General features: G+C 61.8%; 17 protein-coding genes. 10 read left to right on the plus strand and 7 right to left on the minus strand.

What is annotated here, in order from left to right; all coding sequences use genetic code 11:
• Positions 1–26 precede the first annotated feature (26 nt).
• From BSF40_RS09950 to BSF40_RS09985, 7 genes are all read right to left on the minus strand, one after another.
• On the minus strand, positions 27–1,451 hold the full coding sequence (locus BSF40_RS09950; protein ID WP_095964997.1) for a gamma-aminobutyraldehyde dehydrogenase: 1,425 nt from the start codon (positions 1,449–1,451) through the stop codon (positions 27–29).
• A gap of 177 nt (positions 1,452–1,628) precedes the next feature.
• On the minus strand, positions 1,629–2,438 hold the full coding sequence (locus BSF40_RS09955) for an ABC transporter permease (RefSeq protein WP_015093712.1): 810 nt from the start codon (positions 2,436–2,438) through the stop codon (positions 1,629–1,631).
• Positions 2,428–3,375, minus strand: coding sequence for an ABC transporter permease (locus tag BSF40_RS09960; protein WP_095964998.1), 948 nt, complete (start codon positions 3,373–3,375; stop codon positions 2,428–2,430). The genes BSF40_RS09955 and BSF40_RS09960 overlap by 11 nt, the downstream gene beginning before the upstream one ends.
• Before the next feature lies 1 nt (position 3,376).
• Positions 3,377–4,414: an ABC transporter ATP-binding protein gene (locus BSF40_RS09965; protein WP_095964999.1), complete on the minus strand. Its 1,038-nt coding sequence runs from the start codon at positions 4,412–4,414 to the stop codon at positions 3,377–3,379.
• A gap of 210 nt (positions 4,415–4,624) precedes the next feature.
• Positions 4,625–5,776: a putative ABC transporter substrate-binding protein YdcS gene (ydcS, locus tag BSF40_RS09975; protein ID WP_007975060.1), complete on the minus strand. Its 1,152-nt coding sequence runs from the start codon at positions 5,774–5,776 to the stop codon at positions 4,625–4,627.
• A gap of 117 nt (positions 5,777–5,893) precedes the next feature.
• Complete coding sequence (locus BSF40_RS09980) at positions 5,894–7,381, minus strand: gamma-aminobutyraldehyde dehydrogenase (protein ID WP_095965001.1); 1,488 nt, start codon at positions 7,379–7,381, stop codon at positions 5,894–5,896.
• A 102-nt stretch (positions 7,382–7,483) separates the two neighbouring features.
• Positions 7,484–8,398 carry a LysR family transcriptional regulator gene (locus BSF40_RS09985; protein WP_007975056.1) on the minus strand — a complete coding sequence of 305 codons (915 nt, stop codon included), beginning with the start codon at positions 8,396–8,398 and terminating at the stop codon, positions 7,484–7,486.
• A gap of 204 nt (positions 8,399–8,602) precedes the next feature.
• Here BSF40_RS09985 and BSF40_RS09990 point away from each other — a divergent pair, with 204 nt between their 5' ends.
• From BSF40_RS09990 to lysS, 10 genes are all read left to right on the plus strand, one after another.
• Positions 8,603–9,295, plus strand: a complete 693-nt coding sequence (locus tag BSF40_RS09990) for a tellurite resistance TerB family protein (protein WP_095965002.1) — start codon at positions 8,603–8,605, stop codon at positions 9,293–9,295.
• 311 nt (positions 9,296–9,606) lie between these two features.
• Entirely contained in the window at positions 9,607–11,229 is a 1,623-nt protein-coding gene (locus BSF40_RS09995) for a methyl-accepting chemotaxis protein (protein WP_095965003.1), read from the plus strand.
• Positions 11,229–11,765: a chemotaxis protein CheW gene (locus tag BSF40_RS10000; RefSeq protein WP_095965004.1), complete on the plus strand. Its 537-nt coding sequence runs from the start codon at positions 11,229–11,231 to the stop codon at positions 11,763–11,765. Before BSF40_RS09995 ends, BSF40_RS10000 begins: the two co-directional genes overlap by 1 nt.
• A complete protein-coding gene (locus tag BSF40_RS10005; protein WP_095965005.1) occupies positions 11,762–13,033 on the plus strand; it encodes a protein-glutamate O-methyltransferase CheR in 1,272 nt (423 codons plus the stop codon). The genes BSF40_RS10000 and BSF40_RS10005 overlap by 4 nt, the downstream gene beginning before the upstream one ends.
• Positions 13,030–13,710: a chemotaxis protein CheW gene (locus tag BSF40_RS10010; RefSeq protein ID WP_095965006.1), complete on the plus strand. Its 681-nt coding sequence runs from the start codon at positions 13,030–13,032 to the stop codon at positions 13,708–13,710. Before BSF40_RS10005 ends, BSF40_RS10010 begins: the two co-directional genes overlap by 4 nt.
• Entirely contained in the window at positions 13,707–15,980 is a 2,274-nt protein-coding gene (locus tag BSF40_RS10015) for a hybrid sensor histidine kinase/response regulator (protein ID WP_095965007.1), read from the plus strand. Before BSF40_RS10010 ends, BSF40_RS10015 begins: the two co-directional genes overlap by 4 nt.
• Positions 15,977–16,987: a chemotaxis response regulator protein-glutamate methylesterase gene (locus BSF40_RS10020; RefSeq protein WP_095965008.1), complete on the plus strand. Its 1,011-nt coding sequence runs from the start codon at positions 15,977–15,979 to the stop codon at positions 16,985–16,987. Before BSF40_RS10015 ends, BSF40_RS10020 begins: the two co-directional genes overlap by 4 nt.
• A gap of 48 nt (positions 16,988–17,035) precedes the next feature.
• On the plus strand, positions 17,036–18,037 hold the full coding sequence (locus tag BSF40_RS10025) for a PleD family two-component system response regulator (RefSeq protein ID WP_095965009.1): 1,002 nt from the start codon (positions 17,036–17,038) through the stop codon (positions 18,035–18,037).
• 207 nt (positions 18,038–18,244) lie between these two features.
• Positions 18,245–19,340, plus strand: a protein-coding gene (gene prfB / locus BSF40_RS10030) for a peptide chain release factor 2 (RefSeq protein WP_095965010.1) whose coding sequence is annotated in 2 segments (ribosomal slippage) — positions 18,245–18,316 and positions 18,318–19,340 — 1,095 coding nt in all. Because the reading frame shifts where the segments join, the coding sequence is not laid out codon by codon here.
• Positions 19,341–19,435: 95 nt separating this feature from the next.
• A complete protein-coding gene (gene lysS / locus BSF40_RS10035; RefSeq protein WP_033047908.1) occupies positions 19,436–20,938 on the plus strand; it encodes a lysine--tRNA ligase in 1,503 nt (500 codons plus the stop codon).
• The last annotated feature ends 103 nt before the right edge of the window (positions 20,939–21,041 follow it).

The raw sequence follows: 21,041 nt of genomic DNA on the forward strand, positions 1-21,041 counted from the left end.
TGGGAGCGGGCTTGCTCGCGAAGCTTTTAGTGCTTGAACATCACATGCCGCACAACGGTGTAATCCTCCAGCCCGTACATGGACATGTCCTTGCCATACCCGGACAACTTCTGACCGCCATGAGGCATTTCGCTGACCAGCATGAAGTGCGTATTGACCCAGGTGCAGCCGTACTGCAAGCGCGCCGACATCCGATGGGCGCGGCCGACATCGGCGGTCCACACGGAGGAGGCCAGGCCGTAGTCCGAATCGTTGGCCCAGCCCAGCACCTGCGCTTCATCGCTGAACCTGGTCACCGACACCACCGGCCCGAACACTTCGCGCCGCACGATCTCGTCATCCTGCTGGGCATCGGCCAGCACCGTCGGTTCGAAGAAGAAACCATTGCCCTCGACAGCCTTGCCGCCAGTGATCAGGCGAATGTGCGGCTGGGCGATGGCGCGTTCGACGAAACCGGCCACGCGGTCGCGGTGCTGTGCGGTAATCAGCGGGCCGAGTTCGGTCGATGGATCGTCCTGCACGCCGTACTTGATGCTGCTGACGGCAGCACCGAGTTTCTCGACGAATTTCTCGTAGATGCCTTCCTGTGCGTAGATGCGGCAGGCGGCGGTGCAGTCCTGACCGGCGTTGTAGAACCCGAAGGTGCGGATGCCTTCGACGGCGGCGTCGATGTCGGCGTCGTCGAAGATGATCACCGGAGCCTTGCCGCCCAGTTCCATGTGCATGCGTTTGACGCTGTCGGCGGTGCTGGAAATGATGTTCGAGCCGGTGGCGATCGAACCGGTCAGCGACACCATGCGCACTTTCGGGTGGGTGACCAGCGGGCTGCCGACGCTAGGACCGCGGCCGAACACCAGGTTGAGTACGCCGGCCGGGAAGATGTCCGACGCCAGTTCGGCCAGGCGTAGCGCAGTCAGCGGGGTCTGTTCCGACGGCTTGAGCACCACGGTATTACCGGCGGCCAGGGCCGGGGCGATTTTCCAGGCGACCATCATCAGCGGGTAGTTCCACGGCGCGATGGAGGCGATCACGCCCACCGGGTCGCGGCGGATCATCGAGGTGTGGCCGGGCAGGTATTCGCCACCGGCCGAACCGCTCATGCAACGGCTGGCGCCGGCGAAGAAGCGGAACACGTCGGCAATCGCCGGGATCTCGTCGTTCAGCGCGGCGCTGTAAGGCTTGCCGCAGTTGTCCGATTCCAGTTTGGCCAGCTCTTCGCCGTGGGCCTCGATGGCATCGGCGAGTTTGAGCAGCAGCAGCGAACGTTCTTTCGGCGGGGTCTGCGACCAGCTGGTGAAAGCGGCGTCGGCGGCACGTACGGCGGCATCGACCTGGGCTTCGCTGGCTTCGTTGATTTCCACCAGCACACGACCCAGCGCGGGGTTGAACACCGGTTGGGCAGGGCCTTCGCCGTCTTGCAGTTGGCCGTTGATCAAGAGTTTGGTTTGCATGGCGTTGTCCTCTTCGGAACTGTTGTTTTTTCTCTGTGGAAACCGGCCAAAATGTGGGAGCGGGCTTGCTCGCGAAAGCGGTTTATCAGTCGCCATCATTGTTGAATGTGATGGCCTCTTCGCGAGCAAGCCCGCTCCCACAGGATCCGGTTCCCCCATTGGGAGTTGAGTTGTCAGTTACTTGCCGCCACTGCCCGCAACGCTTTCACCGCCACGGGTCAGGTAATAGGCGCCAAGGATCGGCAGCATGGTCACGATCATCACCAGCATCGCCACGACGTTGGTCACCGGCACGTCCCGTGGGCGGCTCAGCTGGTTGAGCAGCCACAGCGGCAGGGTCCGTTCATGGCCGGCGGTGAAGGTGGTGACGATGATTTCGTCGAACGACAGGGCAAACGCCAGCATGCCGCCGGCCAGCAACGCCGAGCCGAGGTTCGGCAGGATGATGTAGCGGAAGGTCTGCCAGCCGTCGGCGCCGAGGTCCATCGAGGCCTCGATCAAGCTGTGGGACGTACGGCGCAAGCGGGCGATGACGTTGTTGTAGACGATCACCACGCAGAAGGTCGCGTGGCCGACGATGATGGTGAACATCCCCGGCTCGATGCCCAGTGTCTTGAAGGTTGCCAGCAACGCGATCCCGGTGATGATCCCCGGCAGGGCGATCGGCAGGATCAGCATCAGCGAGATGCCCTGCTTGCCGAAGAAGTCTCGGCGGTACAGTGCCGCCGAAGCCAGCGTGCCAAGGACCATGGCAATCAGCGTGGCAATCGAGGCGATCTGCAACGACAGCTTGATGGCTTCGAGCACGTCCGGCCGGGAGAACGCCACGCCGATCCACTTCCAAGTGAAGCCCTTGGGCGGAAAGCTGAACGCCGCGTCTTCGGTGTTGAAGGCGTACAGGAAGATGATCAGGATCGGGAAGTGCAGGAACACCAATCCGCCCCAGGCCGCGATGCGTAGCCCGAGAGATGCTTTTTCAGAGTGCATCGAAGGCCCCCAGACGTTTGACGATGGACAGATAGATGGCGATCAGCACGATCGGCACCAGGGTGAACGCTGCGGCCATGGGCATGTTGCCGATGGCGCCTTGCTGGGCATACACCATGCTGCCGACGAAGTAGCCGGGCGGGCCGATCAGTTGCGGCACGATGAAATCGCCCAGGGTCAGCGAGAAGGTGAAGATCGAACCGGCGGCAATGCCCGGGATCGACAGCGGCAGAATCACTTGCATGAAGGTCTGGCGCGGCTTGGCCCCGAGGTCGGCGGAGGCTTGCAGCAGCGAGGGCGGCAGGCGTTCCAGCGAAGCCTGGATCGGCAGGATCATGAACGGCAGCCAGATGTAGACGAACACCATGAAACGGCCCAGGTGCGAGGTCGACAAGGTGCTGCCGCCGACGCCTGGAATCCCCAACACGAACTGCAGGACCGGTTCCAGCCCCAGGTGCTGCACGAACCACTGTGCCACGCCGCCCTTGGCCAGCAGCAGTGTCCAGGCGTAGGCCTTGACGATGTAACTGGCCCACATCGGCATCATCACCGCGATGTAGAAAAACGCTTTGGTCTTGCCCGTGGTGTAGCGCGCCATGTAGTAGGCGATCGGGAATGCGACGATGGCGCTGGCAATCGACACGGCAATCGCCATGCCCAGAGTGCGCAGGATGATGTCGAAGTTCGACGGCTGGAACAGCGCGGTGAAGTTGGCCAGGGTCAGGTCGGGAGTGACCGCCATGGTGAAGTCATCGAAGGTGTAGAAACCTTGCCACAGCAGAACCAGCAACGAACCCAGGTAGATCGCGCCGAACCACAGCAGCGGCGGTACCAGCAGGAGCGACAGGTAAAAATTCGGCCGACGATACAGCAGGTTGGAAAACCTGCGCAGCAGCGAGCCGCTGGCCGGCGATTGAGGGATGGCTACGGTGTTCATCTCACACCCCGCCTGCAACGGTGTCGTGCAACGGGATCATGGCTTCGCGTGCCCAACGCGCGCTGATGCGCTGACCGGTCTGGTGTTGTGCGCTGGTGTCCAGCCACTGATTGTTGGCCTGGCTGATGTTCAGGGTCTGGCCGTTTTCCAGTTTCAGTTCATAGCGGGTGGCGCTGCCCTGGTACTGGATGTCGTGGAGCAAGCCGGTGACTTCGATTTCGTGGCTGGCCAGCGGGCCTTCGGCGAAACGCACGTGTTCCGGGCGAATCGAGAACGGCTGTGGATTGCCACTGAGCTGCCTGGCCAGGTCACCGCGAATCACGTTGGAGGTGCCGACGAATTCCGCCACGAAGGTGGTGGCCGGTTTCATGTACAGGTTGCGCGGGCTGTCGACCTGTTCGATGCGGCCCTTGTTGAACACCGCCACGCGGTCGGACATCGACAGCGCTTCGGTCTGGTCGTGGGTGACGAAGATGAAGGTGATGCCGAGCTGGCGCTGCAGTTTTTTCAGCTCGCTCTGCATTTGCTCGCGCAGTTTCAGGTCGAGTGCGCCGAGTGGCTCGTCGAGCAAGAGTACGCGAGGACGGTTGACCAGGGCGCGGGCCAGGGCCACACGCTGGCGCTGACCACCGGAAAGCTGCACCGGCTTGCGGTCGCCATAGCCGCCGAGGGCGACCATATCGAGGGCTTCTTCGGCGCGTTTCAGACGTTCGGCCTTGCCCACGCCTTTGACTTTCAAACCGTAGGCGACGTTGTCGCGAACGTTCATGTGCGGGAACAGCGCGTAATCCTGGAATACGGTGTTCACGTCACGCTGGTACGGCGGCAGGCCGGCGGCCTCTTCGCCATGAATACGGATGGAGCCTGCGCTCGGTTGTTCGAAACCGGCGATCAGGCGCAAGCAGGTGGTCTTGCCCGAGCCGGAAGGCCCCAGCATGGAGAAGAACTCGCCGTCCTGGATGTCGATGGAAACCCGGTCTACGGCTTTCACTTCGCCGAATTGACGGGAAACGTTGGTGAACTGGACTGCAAGCGTCATGGTGCGGTGCTCCAAAAAGGCGAAGGCCGTCGCAGCGGCCCTGCCTGGACTTCTGAAAAAGCTGAATCGAATACGGTGTGTTGGTTGTAGATTTCCCCCTGTGGGAGCGGGCTTGCTCGCGAATGCAGTGTGTCAGGCAACATCAATGCTGGATGTGATGGCCTCTTCGCGAGCAAGCCCGCTCCCACAGGGGCGGTGTCATCTCACAAACTACCTGCCGCCCATGATCGCGATGTAGTCCTGGGTCCAGCGGCTGTACGGCACGAACTTGCCGCCTTCAGCTTGTGGGGTTTTCCAGAAGGCGATCTTGTCGAACTGGTCGAAACCGTTGGTCTTGCAGCCTTCGGCGCCGAGCAGTTCGCTCTCCTTGCACGCCGCAGGGACCGCTGGCAGCGAGCCGAACCACGCCGCTACGTCGCCCTGGACTTTCGGTTGCAGCGACCAGTCCATCCACTTGTAGGCGCAGTTCGGGTGCTTGGCCTCGCTGTGCATCATGGTGGTGTCGGCCCAACCGGTGGCGCCTTCTTTCGGGATGGTCGAGGCGATGGGCTGTTTCTCGTTCATCAGGCCGTTGACCTGATACGGCCACGCGCCGGAGGCGACCACGCCTTCGTTCTTGAAGTCACTCATTTGCACGGTGGTGTCGTGCCAGTAGCGGTGGATCAACGGCTGCTGGGCGCGCAGCAGGTCGAGCACGGCCTTGTACTGGGCCTCGGTCAGTTCATACGGGCTCTGGATGCCCAGTTCCGGTTTGGCGGTTTTCAGGTAAAGCGCCGCGTCGGCGATGTAGATCGGGCCGTCATAGGCTTGCACGCGGCCCTTGTTCGGCTTGCCGTCCGGCAGGTTTTCGGCATTGAACAGCACGCCCCAGGTGGTCGGCGCGGTCTTGAACACGTTGGTGTTGTACATCAGCACGTTCGGGCCCCACTGATAGGGGGTGCCGTAGGTCTGCTTGTTGACCACGTACCAGGGTGCATCCTTGAGGCGCGGGTCGAGGTTTTTCCAGTTCGGGATCAACGCGGTGTTGATCGGCTGTACACGCTTGCCGACGATCAGGCGCAGGGAGGCGTCGCCCGACGCCGTCACCAGATCGTAACCACCCTTGGCCATCAGACTGACCATTTCATCGGAAGTGGCCGCGGTCTTGACGTTGACCTTGCAGCCGGTTTCCTTCTCGAAACCGGTCACCCAGTCGTAGGCCTTGTCGCTCTCGCCACGTTCGATGTAGCCAGGCCAGGCCACAATATCCAGTTGGCCCTCGCCAGCCCCGACAGCTTTGAGCGGCTCGGCGGCCTGGAGGCTGGCACTGGCCAGCAGCGCGGTGGTGATTGCACTGAGCAGTGCGGTCTTGTGCACGAACATGGGACACACCTCTTTGTTTTTTAGGTTTTTGTTAAGAGTAGCTGCAAGCGGCAAGCTTCAAGCTGCAAGGAACAGCGATCTGCTTTGGCTTGTAGCTTGTAGCTTGTAGCTTGCCGCTTAAAGCTCCTGTCCATGCCGTGCCATGATGTGCCGCACCACGCTGTAGTCCTGAAGCGAATCGCTGGACAGGTCCTTGCCGTAGCCCGAACGCTTCAGGCCGCCATGGGGCATTTCGCTGACCAGCATGAAATGGCTGTTGATCCAGGTGCAGCCGTACTGCAGGCGCGCCGCGACCTGCATGGCCTTGTCGAGGTTCTGGGTCCAGACCGACGACGCCAGGCCGTATTCCGAATCGTTGGCCCAGTCCACCGCTTGTTCCAGTTCATCGAAACGGGTCACGGTGACCACCGGTCCGAACACTTCGCGCTGGACGATCTCATCGCCTTGCTTGCAGCCGGCCAGCAGGGTCGGCTGGTAATAGAAACCGGCGCCGGAATGCACGGCCGCGCCGGTCACCCGCTCGATGTGCGGCTGGCCGAGGGCGCGTTCGACAAAGCTGGCCACGCGGTCGCGCTGGCGGGTGCTGATCAGCGGGCCGATTTCGTTGTCGGCGTCGCGCTTGCCGGCGAAGCGCAGGCTGCTGACGGCCGCGCCGAGCTCGGCCACCAGACGGTCGTGAATCCCGGCCTGGGCATAAATGCGGCAAGCGGCGGTGCAATCCTGGCCGGCGTTGTAGTAGCCATAAGTGCGCACACCTTCGACCACGGCCTGAATGTCGGCATCGTTGCAGACGATCACCGGAGCCTTGCCGCCGAGTTCGAGGTGGGTACGCTTGAGGGTTTTCGATGCGGCCTGGAGGATTTTTTGCCCGGTGACGATATCGCCGGTCAGCGACACCATGCGCACTTTAGGGTGGCTCACCAGGTGGCTGCCGACGCCTTCGCCACCCCCGCAAACGATGTTGATCACACCCCGTGGCAGGATCTCGGCCAGCGCGGGTGCCAGGGCCAGGATCGACAGCGGCGTGTGTTCCGACGGTTTGAACACCAGGGTGTTGCCGGCGGCGAGGGCCGGGGCGATTTTCCACGCGGCCATCATGATCGGGTAGTTCCACGGCGCGATCGACGCCACGACCCCGATAGGATCGCGGCGCACCATGCTGGTGTAGCCCGGCAGGTATTCGCCGCTGAGCTGGCCGGTCTGGCAACGCACGGCACCGGCGAAGAAGCGGAACACGTCGACCGTGGCGCTCAGGTCATCCTGGCGGGCCAGGTGCAACGGCTTGCCGCAGTTCATGGACTCGAGGCGGGCCAGCAGGTCGGCGTTTTTTTCGATGGCGTTGGCGATGTCCAGCAACAGGTTCGAACGTTGCTGTGGCGTGGTCCGTGACCAACCGGCAAACGCGCGGTGGGCGGCGAGGATCGCGGCTTCGACTTGCTCGGTGCTGGCTTCGGCGATTTGCGTGATGATTTCGCCGGTGGCCGGGTTGAGAATCGGCTCGACACAGCCTTGACCGGCGACTAATTCACCATCGATCAACAATGCGGTGAACAACGGGGTCTGCGCGCCAGCCATTTTTCGGGTTCTCTTTTCTTGTGTGGCCATGGTGTTCCCAGTGATTGGGACCCGGCCGTCTTATATAGATGTAACAAGACTAGTTCGCGGGCCCGAGGACAACAAATACTAAATACTGAAGGTGGCGTTCGATTAAATAGATGGCTTGCGCCCGCCATGGGGTTGTTCGCGGGCGACCGTCAGGAACGGGTCTACCAGCGCCGGCCGGGCCGTGCCGCGACGCCAGGCGAGGCCGACATCCAGGGTCTGGCTGAGGTCGGCAATCGGCCGCGCTTCGATGATGTCGCCCTCCAGCGACCACGGGCGATAGGTCATGTCGGGTTGGATCGATACCCCCAGGCCGGCGGCCACCAGGCTTCGCACCGCTTCGGTCGAGGCCGTGCGCAGGGTGATGCGCGGTTGCAAAGAGGCGGCTGACCACATGCGCTGGGCGTTGCGGTCCATTTCATCGACGTTCAGTTGAATCAATGGCTCGCGGGCCACATCGGCGAGGTTGATGCTGTCGTGTTCCAGCAAGGGATGCTGGGCCGGCAGCCATAGCCGGTGCGGCGAGTGGGTCAGCACTTCGGTCTGCAAGGCGTGACGGTCTTCGAGGTTGGAGAGGATCAGCACGCCGACATCGATCTCGCCGCTGACCAGCAAATGCTCGATGTACGGGCGCTCATCTTCCATCACGCGGATTTCCACGTTGGGGTAGGCGCGCTGGAAGCGAGTGAGCAAATCCGCCAGGTAGTAACCGGCCACCAGGCTGGTCACGCCGACGATCAATTGCCCGGCAACCTGGTCGGTGCTCTGTTGCAGGCTGCGCTTGGCGTTATCCACGGTGGCCAGGATCAAGTGCGCCTGGCGCAGGAATTGATGGCCCTGATGGGTCAGGGTCATGCCCTTGGCGTGGCGGCTGAACAGGCTGACGCCGATTTCCTCCTCCAGCTGCTGGATGGCCAGGGTCAGGGTCGACTGGGAAATGAACGCGGTTTGTGCGGCGGCGGAGATCGAACCGGTCTCGGCCACAGCGATGAAATGGCGGATCTGACGCAAGGTCATCATGGGGGGAGGCACCCGGTGGGCTGTTTTTATCGATTTGTTGGAGTGTATATCGTTTTTTTTAAACGCAGTTTTATGTCGCAGGCTTCAAGCGGCTGGCAGAAAGGCGGAGCAACATCTCGAAGCACTCTTGCGGGCAGCTGTCGTGAACTTTCGATCTAGTCTGGTGCCCTTGATTTCAGGTTAAACGTCCTGTGGAGGCAGCAAATGAACACCCGTGGATTGCTCGATCAACTACTCAAGTCCGGCCAGGACTTGCTTCAGAACAAGACCGGTGGCTCACAGCAAAAGGGCGCGAGCGGTGGCACCGGTGCCCTCGGCAGTTTGCTCTCCGGCGCAAGCGGCGGGGCATTGGCAGCAGGTGCGATGGGCTTGCTGCTCGGCAGCAAGAAGGCCCGCAAGGTGGGCGGCAAGGTTGCGGTCTATGGCGGCCTCGCCGCGTTGGGCGTGCTGGCCTACAAGGCCTACGGCAACTGGCAGGCCCAGCAGGGCACTGCGCCAGAAACGGAACCGCAAACCCTCGACCGCTTGCCTGCCGCGCAAGTCGAGCAGCACAGCCAGGCGATTCTCAAGGCGCTGGTGGCCGCGGCCAAGGCTGACGGGCATGTCGACGAGCGTGAGCGCGCGCTGATCGAGGGCGAGTTCATCAAGCTCGACAATGACCAGGAGCTGCAACACTGGCTGCACGCCGAACTCAACAAGCCGCTTGACCCCGCCGACGTCGCCCGTGCCGCGCGCACGCCGGAGACCGCCGCCGAGATGTACATCGCGAGTGTGATGATGGTCGACGAGGAGAACTTCATGGAGAAGTCCTACCTGGATGAGTTGGCGCGGCAACTCAGGCTGGAGCCGGGGTTGAAGGCTGAGCTGGAGAAGCAGGTTCGCCAGGCTTCGATGTAATTGTGGGAGCTGGCTTGCCAGCGAAGGCAGTCATTCAGTCAGTAATCGGTTGTCTGACACGACGCTTTCGCTGGCAAGCCAGCTCCCACAGGGTCCTCGTTTTCAGCCACGCCACACCCCCAATGGCCGATCCGTCGCCCGATTCTACCCAATCACCCCTAACACCCATTCCCTCAATTAGCGGACAGTCCCACCCAGAGCCCATCCCGCCTTTTTTCAACGGGATGAGAAGTGGGTTGCATCTGTCTTATAAATGAAACACCGCCCTCGGCTATACTCCCCGCATTTCGAATCAGGCCCGAGGATTGACTGTGAAGAACTGGACGTTACGCCAACGCATTTTGGCGAGCTTTGCGGTAATTATCGCCATCATGCTGCTGATGGTGGTCGTCTCGTATTCGCGGCTTCTGAAGATCGAAAGCAGCGAAGCCAGCGTTCGTGAGGATGCTCTGCCCGGGTTGTATTACAGCTCGATGATCCGCGGCGCCTGGTCCGACAGTTATCTGAGGATGATGGGGATGCTGGGGCTGGAGCAGGGACAGGGCTTCACCGACAAGGATGCATCGGACTTCAAGGATTTTTCCGCGCGTCTGCAAGAGCAGATGGAGCTTTATCGTCAAACGATCACGACGGATGAGGACAAGGTCGAGTACGCCGCGTTTGAAACCATCCACAGGGATTACCACCGGATCCTGCTTGCCGTTGCCGAGTTGCATAAACGCAACCAGGACGCCGAAGCCATCAAGATGTTCAACGAAGAACTGACCCCGGTCTGGACGGCTGGTCGAATGAGACTCAGTGAGATTCTGCGTCATAACAAAGCGGTGGCAGACCAGGATGTTGCGGCCATCGATGATGCGGTGCTCACCGCAAAAACCATCATGGGCATTTCCCTGCTGGTGGCGGTGCTGGCTGCCGGTCTCTGCGGCCTGTTGTTGATGCGCGCGATCATGGCGCCGATGAACCGTATCGTGCAGATCCTCGAAGTCATGCGTACGGGCGATCTCAGCCGCCGTCTCAACCTGGAGCGCAAGGACGAATTCGGCGCGGTAGAGACCGGTTTCAACGACATGATGACCGAGCTCACCTCGCTGGTGTCCCAGGCACAGCGTTCATCGGTGCAGGTGACCACGTCGGTCACCGAGATCGCCGCCACCTCCAAGCAGCAACAGGCGACTGCCACGGAAACCGCCGCCACCACCACGGAAATCGGCGCGACCTCCCGTGAAATCGCCGCCACCTCCCGGGATCTGGTGCGCACCATGACCGAGGTTTCCACCGCCGCCGATCAGGCTTCCGTGGCCGCCGGCTCCGGGCAACAGGGCCTGGCGCGCATGGAGGAAACCATGCACTCGGTGATGGGCGCGGCCGATCTGGTCAATGCCAAGCTGGCGATCCTCAACGAGAAGGCCGGCAACATCAATCAGGTGGTGGTGACCATCGTCAAGGTGGCCGACCAGACCAACCTGCTGTCGCTCAACGCCGCCATCGAGGCCGAGAAGGCCGGTGAGTACGGGCGCGGTTTTGCCGTGGTCGCCACCGAAGTACGGCGCCTGGCGGACCAGACGGCGGTGGCCACCTACGACATCGAGCAAATGGTGCGCGAGATCCAGTCAGCGGTATCGGCCGGGGTCATGGGCATGGACAAGTTCTCCGAAGAAGTGCGTCGCGGCATGTCCGAGGTGCAGCAGGTCGGCGAGCAATTGTCGCAGATCATCCATCAGGTCCAGGCGCTGGCGCCGCGGGTGCTGATGGTCAACGAAGGGATGCAGGCCCAGGCTACCGGTGCCGAGCAGATCAACCATGCGCTGGTGCAGTTGGGTGATGCCAGCAGCCAGACAGTCGAGTCTCTGCGCCAGGCCAGTTTCGCCATTGATGAACTGAGCCAGGTAGCCGTCGGGCTGCGCGGCGGCGTTTCGCGATTCAAAGTCTAATGAGCGAAATCACGGCCAAGCGCTCTGCCGTGAAGCAGGCGCTGCATGCATTGTTTCTGGTGTTTCGCATCGGCAGCGAGCGCTATGCCTTGAAGGCTGTCGAAGTGGTTGAAGTGCTGCCGCGCCTGCCCTTGAAGCCCATTGCCCATGCCCCCGCCTGGGTCGCCGGGGTGTTCGCCTATCGGGGCGCCGTGGTGCCGGTGATCGACTTGAGTGCACTGACGTTTGGCGCGCCGGCACAGGCCCGTACCAGCACCCGGCTGGTGCTGGTCAACTACTGCCCGGATGGAACCGCCGAGACGCAGTTGCTCGGGCTGATTCTGGAACAGGCGACCGACACCTTGCGCTGCGATCCGGCGGATTTTCAGCCCTACGGCCTGGACAATCGCCAGGCGCCGTACCTGGGGCCGGTGCGCAAGGACGAGCAAGGCTTGCTGCAATGGGTACGGGTCAGTGATCTGCTGAACGATCAGGTGCGCGCCTTGTTGTTTCCTTCGCCGCCAATGGATCCGGCGCTGCTGGAGGTGCGGCCATGAGCAGCGATCAGCGTTTTTTCGACTTCCTCAAGGAGCGAATCGGACTCGACGTGACCTCGGTGGGGCCGGCAATCATCGAGCGGGCGGTGCGCCAGCGCAGCGTGGCTGCGCAAGCAGTCTCGGCCGATGAGTATTGGCTCACCTTGCAGGGCTCACGGGACGAGCAACAGGCATTGATCGAAGCGGTGATCGTTCCGGAAACCTGGTTCTTCCGGTATCCGGAATCCTTCGCCACCCTGGCGAAACTGGCGAGCAAGCGTCTGGCTGAAATCAACAACCTGCGCGCACTGCGGATTCTCAGCCTGCCGTGTTCCACCGGTGAAGAACCGTATTCAATCGCCATGGCGTTGTTCGATGCCGGACTCAAGCCGCACCAGTTCAAGGTCGACGGCATGGACGTCAGCCCGTTGTCGGTGGATAAAGCCAGGCGAGCCTTGTACGGCAAGAATTCCTTTCGGGGCGACGACATTGCGTTTCGCGACCGCCATTTCATAGCCGAAGGCGACGGCTATCGCCTGGACCCGCGTGTGCAGGAACAGGTGCGCTTGCAGGTCGGCAATCTGCTGGACCCGGCCTTGCTGGCCGGTGAACCGCCCTTCGATTTCGTGTTTTGTCGCAACCTGCTGATCTATTTCGACCAGTCGACCCAGAAGCAAGTCTTTGAAGTGCTCAAGCGCCTGACCCACGATGATGGCGTGCTGTTTATCGGCCCGGCCGAAGGCAGTCTGCTGGGGCGTTTGGGGATGCGCTCGATCGGTATCGCGCAGTCCTTCGCCTTCAGTCGACAAGGGGCTGCGGAGCCTGAACCCCTGCCGGCATTCGTTCCAACCCCCTTGCCTGTGCCGCAACCGCTGCGCAATCGACCTGTTGCGCCGGTGCGCAGTCGTCCGTTCGCCAGTGTCGTGCCACTGGCGTCTGTGCCGAAAACCTCTGGCACCGATACGGCCGTGCTGCTGGCGAACATCGCCGGGCTGGCCAACGAAGGTAAAAGCGCCGAGGCAAAGGCTGCGTGTGAAAGCTATTTGCGCAGTCATGAACCGGTAGCCCAGGTGTTCTATTGGCTGGGACTGCTCAGTGATGTTGCGGGAAACGTCCTGGAAGCCCAGGGCTTTTATCGCAAGGCGTTGTACCTCGAACCGCAACATCCCGAAGCGTTGATGCACCTGGCCGCCTTGCTGCAGGCCCAGGGTGACGCGGCGGGGGCCAGACGATTGCAGGAACGTGCCGCCCGCAGCGCACGCGCCGCCGACAGTGAGCGTAAACGATGATCGCCTCCGACACCTTCAGCGTCACCCGGGATGCCCAGGTCATCGACGATTGCTGGAACCGCATCGGTATCCACGGCGACAAGTCCTGCCCGTTGCTGGCCGAACATATTCATTGCCGCAATTGTGCGGTGTATTCGGCCGCCGCGACGCGTCTGCTCGATCGTTATGCCTTGCAGCAGCAAGAGCGCGGACCAGTGTCCGTCGGGCTCGAGAGTGAGGTGAAAACCCGCTCGTTGTTGATGTTCCGTCTGGGAGAAGAGTGGTTGGGACTGGCCACGCGCAGCCTGGTGGAAGTGTCGCCGTTGCAGGCGATTCACTCTTTGCCGCACCAGCGCTCCCGGGCCTTGCTCGGCGTGGCGAATGTGCGCGGCGCGCTGGTGGCCTGCCTGTCGCTGGTGGAGCTGCTCGGGCTCGACGGAACCAACAGTGTGGCACCGGGTGCGCGGGTCATGCCGCGCATGCTGATCATCGCGGCCCACGGCGGGCCGGTGGTGGTGCCGGTGGACGAAGTCGACGGGATTCACGCCATCGACGAGCATATCCTCGATAGCGCATCGCGCTCGGGGGCCCAGGCCAGCGCCAGATACACCCGTGGCGTGTTGCAATTCAAAGGTCGCAGCCTGCGTTGGCTGGATGAAGAACAGCTGTTGTCCGCCGTGACCCGGAGCCTCACATGACCCCCGAGCAAATGCGCGACGCCTCTTTGCTGGAGCTGTTCAGCCTGGAGGCCGAAGCCCAGACCCAGGTCTTGAGTGCCGGCCTGCTGGCGCTTGAGCGCGATCCGACCCTGGCCGATCAGCTTGAATCGTGCATGCGTGCGGCGCACTCGCTCAAGGGGGCGGCGCGGATCGTGGGCGTCGATGCCGGGGTCAGCGTCGCCCACGTGATGGAAGATTGCCTGGTCAGTGCCCAGGAAGGGCGCCTGTTGCTGCGCCCCGAACACATCGATGCGTTGCTGCAAGGCACCGATCTGCTGATGCGCATCGCCACGCCGGACAACAATCCGCAGGCCGCGGACATTGAGGCTTACGTATCCTTGATGGCACGCTTGCTGGATCCGACAGCACCGCTGGTTGCGCCTGCCGAACCGGTCATGGCCGAACGGATTATCTCCGAGCTCATGCTTGAAGCACCCGCGCCCGAGGTCGAACCGCCTGCGGCGCCCGCCCTGCGCAAGACCAAACGCACCACCGAAAATGGTGAACGTGTGTTGCGCGTCACCGCCGAGCGCCTGAACAGCCTGCTCGATCTGTCGAGCAAGTCCCTGGTGGAAACGCAGCGCCTCAAACCGCACCTGGCGACCATGCAGCGACTCAAGCGCATGCAGAGCAACAGCCTGCGAGCGCTGGAGAATCTCAACGTTCACCTCAAGGATCACGCCTTGAGCCTGGAAGCCCAGGAAGCCCTTGAGGATGCGCGGCGCTTACTGGCGCAATCCCAGCAATTGCTCATGGAAAAGAACGCCGAACTCGATGAGTTCGCCTGGCATGCCAGTCAGCGGGCGCAGGTGTTGTACGACACGGCGCTGGCCTGTCGCATGCGGCCCTTTGCCGATGTGCTGACCGGGCAGGTGCGCATGGTCCGTGATCTGGGGCGCGACCTGGGTAAACAGGTGCGACTGGAAATTGAAGGCGAGAAGACCCAGGTCGATCGCGACGTGCTGGAAAAGCTCGAGGCGCCGCTGACTCACCTGCTGCGCAACGCGGTCGACCACGGCATCGAACTCCCGGAACAACGCCTGCTGGCCGGCAAGCCGGCGGAAGGTTTGATTCGTCTGCGCGCTTCGCATCAGGCTGGTTTGCTGGTGCTTGAATTGAGCGATGACGGTAATGGCGTGGATCTGGAAAAAGTCCGTCGCAGTATCGTTGAACGAAATCTGTCCCCCGCAGAAACCGCCGCGCAGTTGAGCGAAGAAGAGCTGCTGACGTTCCTGTTCCTGCCCGGTTTCAGCCTGCGCGACAGGGTCACCGAGGTGTCCGGTCGTGGCGTCGGCCTGGATGCGGTGCAGCACATGGTCCGGCAGTTGCGCGGTGCGGTGGTGCTGGAGCAGACGGCGGGCGAGGGCAGTCGTTTCCATCTTGAAGTGCCGTTGACCCTGTCGGTGGTGCGCAGCCTGGTGGTGGAGGTTGGCGACGAGGCCTATGCCTTTCCGCTGGCGCACATTGAGCGCATGTGTGATCTGGAGCCGGCGGATATTGTGCAGGTCGAAGGTCGCCAGCATTTCTGGTACGAAGGCCGGCATGTCGGGCTGGTGGCGGCCAGCCAGTTGCTGCATCGCCCGGCCAGCCAGAGCAGCGGGCAAACCCTGAAAGTCGTGGTGATTCGCGAGCGCGATGCGATCTATGGCGTGGCCGTGGAGCGGTTTATCGGGGAGCGGACATTGGTGGTGCTGCCGCTGGATGAGCGTCTGGGCAAGGTGCAGGACATTTCCGCCGGAGCCTTGCTAGACGACGGTTCGGTGGTGTTGATCGTCGATGTCGAAGACATGCTGCGGTCCGTGGAAAAACTGCTCAACACCGGGCGCCTGGAGCGCATCGCCCGCCACAGTAATCAGGTGGTCGAGGCGGCCCGCAAACGAATTCTGGTGGTGGACGATTCCCTGACCGTGCGAGAGTTGCAGCGCAAGCTGTTGCTCAATCGCGGATACGACGTGGCGGTTGCGGTAGACGGCATGGACGGCTGGAACGCATTGCGTTCGGAGGATTTCGATCTGTTGATCACCGACATTGATATGCCGCGCATGGACGGCATCGAACTGGTTACGTTGCTGCGTCGGGACAATCGCCTGCAATCGCTCCCGGTGATGGTGGTGTCCTACAAGGATCGCGAGGAGGACCGGCGCCGTGGACTGGATGCCGGGGCCGACTATTATCTAGCCAAGGCCAGTTTTCATGACGACGCCTTGCTCGATGCAGTGGTCGAGCTCATCGGAGGAGCGCGTGCATGAGGATTGCAATCGTCAACGACATGCCCATGGCGGTGGAGGCCCTGCGCCGCGCCCTGGCATTCGAGCCGACACACGAGGTGGTCTGGGTCGCCGGCAATGGCGCCGAAGCGGTGCGCCTGTGCGCCCAGGACACGCCGGACCTGATCCTGATGGACCTGATCATGCCGGTGATGGATGGCGTCGAGGCCACGCGGCGGATCATGGCTGAGACCCCGTGCGCCATTGTCATCGTCACCGTGGATCGCCAGCAGAACGTGCACCGGGTGTTCGAGGCCATGGGCCACGGTGCGCTGGACGTGGTCGACACCCCGACCGTCGGCGCCGGCAATGCCCAGGACGCGGCTGCGCCGTTGTTGCGCAAGATCATGAACATCGGCTGGCTGATCGGCGACAAGGGCAACCCCCCACGCCCGACGCTGGCGCCAATGCGCAGTTCGGGCTCACGCCAGAGCCTGATCGCCATTGGCTCATCCGCCGGTGGGCCGGCTGCGCTGGAAGTCTTGCTCAAGGGTCTGCCACGTGATTTTTCTCCAGCTATCGTGCTGGTGCAGCACGTTGACCAGGTGTTTGCCGCCGGCATGGCTGAATGGCTCGGCAGTGCCAGCGGCCTCAACGTGCGCCTGGCCGAGGAAGGCGAGCCGCCGCAAAGCGGCACGGTATTGCTGGCCGGCACCAATCACCATATTCGCTTGCTGAAAAACGGCACGCTGGCCTACACCGCCGAACCGGTCAACGAAATCTACCGGCCCTCCATCGATGTGTTCTTCGAAAGCGTGGCCAGTTACTGGAACGGTGACGCCGTGGGGGTTTTACTCACCGGCATGGGGCGTGATGGCGCCCAGGGGCTTAAACTCATGCGCCAACAGGGCTACCTGACCATCGCACAAGACCAGGGCAGCAGTGCGGTGTATGGCATGCCAAAGGCGGCCGCAGCCATCGACGCTGCCGTGGAGATTCGCCCGCTGGACAAGATAGCGCCACGATTGCTGGAGATTTTCGCCAAATGAGCACATTTTTCCTCATTCCTGGCTCAAGTAGTACTCAGGTGACCGCACATGAATGAATTACAGCTCGACGACTTCAAGACCGACGAAAACGCCGCCATGGTGTTGCTGGTGGACGATCAGGCCATGATCGGCGAAGCCGTGCGCCGCGGCCTGTCGAACGAAGAGAACATCGATTTCCACTTCTGCGCCGACCCGCACCAGGCCATCGCCCACGCGGTGCGCATCAAGCCGACGGTGATCCTGCAGGATCTGGTCATGCCCGGCCTTGACGGCCTGAGCCTGGTGCGCGAATACCGCAATCACCCGGCGACCAAGGACATTCCGATCATCGTCCTGTCGACCAAGGAAGATCCGCTGATCAAGAGCGCGGCCTTTGCCGCCGGGGCCAACGATTACCTGGTCAAGCTACCGGACAACATCGAACTGGTCGCGCGCATCCGCTATCACTCACGGTCCTACATGACCCTGCTGCAACGGGACGCGGCCTACCGCGCGTTGCGGGTCAGCCAGCAGCAACTGCTCGACACCAACCTGGTCCTGCAACGCCTGATGAACTCCGATGGCCTGACCGGGTTGTCGAACCGTCGACACTTCGACGAGTACATGGAACTGGAGTGGCGTCGCTCGCTGCGTGAGCAGAGCCAGTTGTCGTTGCTGATGATCGATGTCGACTACTTCAAGACCTACAACGACAGTTTCGGCCACCTGGAAGGCGATGAAGCCCTGCGCAAGGTCGCCACGGCGATCAAGGAAGCCAGTGCCCGGCCTTCGGACCTGCCGGCCCGCTACGGCGGCGAAGAGTTTGCCCTGGTGCTGCCCAACACCTCCCAGGGCGGCGCGCGGCTTGTCGCCGAGAAGCTGCGCCAGACCGTGGCAGCCCTGAAGATCCCGCATAACTCGCCAACCGAAGGGTCGAGCCTGACCATCAGCATCGGCCTGTCGACCATCACCCCGAAAGCGGGCAGCAACTGCCGCGACCTGATCCTGGCGGCGGACAAGGGGCTGTATTCGGCGAAGAACAACGGGCGCAACCAAGTGGGGATCGGGTGACCACCACGCCCCTGTAGGAGCGAGCCTGCTGGCGATGGTCGTTAACGATGACGATGGCTATCTGAATAAACGCGGTGCCTGAGCGTTTCTCGCGAGCAAGCTCGCTCCTACAGGGACTTGGCATTTCGGCCAAGCGGACTGCCGTTTTCGGCTGTTTCCCGTTATACTCGCCGGCTTTCAAAAGTTCGCCAACGAGTGCTGCCCGTCATGGAAATCAACCCGATCCTGAACACCATCAAGGACCTGTCCGAGCGCTCCGAAACTATTCGGGGGTATCTTTGACTACGATCAAAAGCATGAGCGTCTGACCGAAGTCAATCGCGAGCTTGAAGATCCGAGTGTCTGGAACAAACCTGAATACGCTCAGGAGTTGGGCCGCGAGCGCGCTGCGCTGGCGCAAATCGTCGATACCCTGGACGAACTGAACACCGGTCTGGCCGATTGCCGCGACCTGCTGGACATGGCCGTCGAAGAAAACGACGAAGGTGCAGTGGACGATGTCGTCGCCGAGCTGGCCCGACTCGAGGAAAGTCTGGCCAAGCTGGAATTCCGTCGCATGTTCAGCCACGAAATGGACCCGAACAACGCCTACCTGGACATCCAGGCCGGTTCCGGCGGCACCGAAGCCCAGGACTGGGCCAACATTCTGCTGCGCATGTACCTGCGCTGGGCCGACAAACGCGGTTTCGACGCGACCATCATGGAACTGTCCGCCGGTGAAGTCGCCGGGATCAAGGGCGCGACCGTGCACATCAAGGGCGAATACGCGTTTGGCTGGTTGCGCACCGAGATCGGCGTGCACCGCCTGGTGCGCAAGAGCCCGTTCGACTCCGGCAACCGTCGCCACACCTCGTTCTCCGCGGTGTTCGTCTCGCCAGAGATCGATGACAAGGTCGAAATCGAAATCAACCCGGCAGACTTGCGGATCGACACCTATCGTTCCTCGGGTGCCGGTGGTCAGCACGTAAACACCACCGACTCGGCCGTACGTATCACCCACGTACCGACCAATACCGTGGTCAGCTGCCAGAACGAACGTTCCCAGCACGCCAACAAGGACACCGCCATGAAAATGCTGCGGGCCAAGTTGTACGAGCAGGAAATGCAGAAGCGCAACGCGGCGTCCCAGGCGCTGGAAGACACCAAGTCCGATATCGGCTGGGGTCATCAGATCCGTTCGTACGTGCTCGATGCCTCGCGGATCAAGGATCTGCGCACCAACATCGAACGCAGCGACTGTGACAAGGTGCTCGATGGCGACATCGACGAATACCTGGAAGCGAGCCTGAAGTCCGGGCTGTAAGTTACTGACACACCGCGATCCCCTGTAGGAGCCGGCTTGCCGGCGATCCCCGGCCGCAGGCCGGGGAAAACGAACCAGATGGAATATTTAAAGACATGAGCGACCTAGAACTCGACCCGCAAGCCCTGCAACAGGAAGAAAACTCCCTGATCGCCCTGCGCAAGGAAAAGCTTGCTGCCGAGCGCGCCAAGGGCAATGCCTTCCCGAACGACTTCCGCCGCGAAAACTACTGCGATGCACTGCAGAAACAGTACGCGGACAAGACCAAGGAAGAGCTGGCAGAGGCTGCGATCCCGGTCAAGGTTGCCGGTCGTATCATGCTCAACCGTGGCTCGTTCATGGTGATCCAGGACATGACCGGTCGTATCCAAGTCTACGTCAATCGCAAGACCCTGTCCGAAGAAACCCTGGCAGCGGTGAAAACCTGGGACATGGGCGACATCATTGCCGCCGAAGGCACCCTGGCCCGTTCCGGCAAGGGTGACCTGTACGTTGAAATGACCAACGTGCGCCTGCTGACCAAATCCCTGCGCCCGCTGCCGGACAAGCACCACGGCCTGACCGACACCGAACAGCGCTACCGCCAGCGCTACGTTGACCTGATCGTCAACGAAGACGTGCGCCAGACCTTCCGCGTGCGTTCGCAAGTCATCGCCCACATCCGCAGCTTCCTGATGAAGCGTGACTTCCTGGAAGTGGAAACGCCGATGCTGCAGACCATTCCGGGCGGCGCGGCAGCCAAGCCGTTCGAAACCCACCACAACGCGCTGGACATGGAAATGTTCCTGCGCATTGCGCCTGAGCTGTACCTCAAGCGCCTTGTTGTCGGCGGGTTCGAGAAGGTGTTCGAGATCAACCGCAACTTCCGTAACGAAGGCGTTTCGACTCGTCACAACCCTGAATTCACCATGTTGGAGTTCTACCAGGCCTACGCCGACTACGAAGACAACATGGACCTGACCGAAGAGTTGTTCCGTGAACTGGCGCAGCTGGTTCTGGGCAGCACCGACGTGCCGTACGGCGACAAGGTGTTCCACTTCGGCGAGCCGTTCGTGCGCCTGTCGGTGTTCGACTCGATCCTCAAGTACAACCCCGAGCTGACCGCTGACGACCTGAACGACATCGACAAGGCTCGCGCCATCGCCAAGAAGGCCGGCGCCAAGGTGCTGGGCTTCGAAGGCCTGGGCAAGCTGCAGGTGATGATTTTCGAAGAGCTGGTCGAGCACAAGCTGGAACAGCCACACTTCATTACTCAGTACCCGTTCGAAGTGTCGCCGCTGGCACGTCGTAATGACGACAACCCGAACGTCACCGACCGATTCGAGCTGTTCATCGGTGGTCGTGAAATCGCTAACGCCTACTCCGAGTTGAACGACGCGGAAGACCAGGCCGAGCGTTTCATGGCCCAGGTGGCCGACAAGGACGCCGGCGACGACGAAGCCATGCACTACGACGCCGACTTCGTGCGTGCGCTGGAGTACGGCATGCCGCCAACGGCGGGTGAAGGCATCGGTATCGACCGTCTGGTGATGCTGCTGACCAACTCCCCGTCGATCCGCGACGTGATCCTGTTCCCGCACATGCGGCCGCAAGCGTAAGTGTTTCAATTAAAAAACCGCCTTTTCAGGCGGTTTTTTATTGCCTGTCTGGTACAAACGTATCAACTTGTTAGTTTCATCTGAGAGGAAATACCTGTCGTGA

Origin of the sequence: Pseudomonas sp. ACN5 (assembly GCF_002303975.1) — a bacterium.
GTDB classification, from domain to species: Bacteria; Pseudomonadota; Gammaproteobacteria; order Pseudomonadales; family Pseudomonadaceae; genus Aquipseudomonas; species Aquipseudomonas laurylsulfatiphila.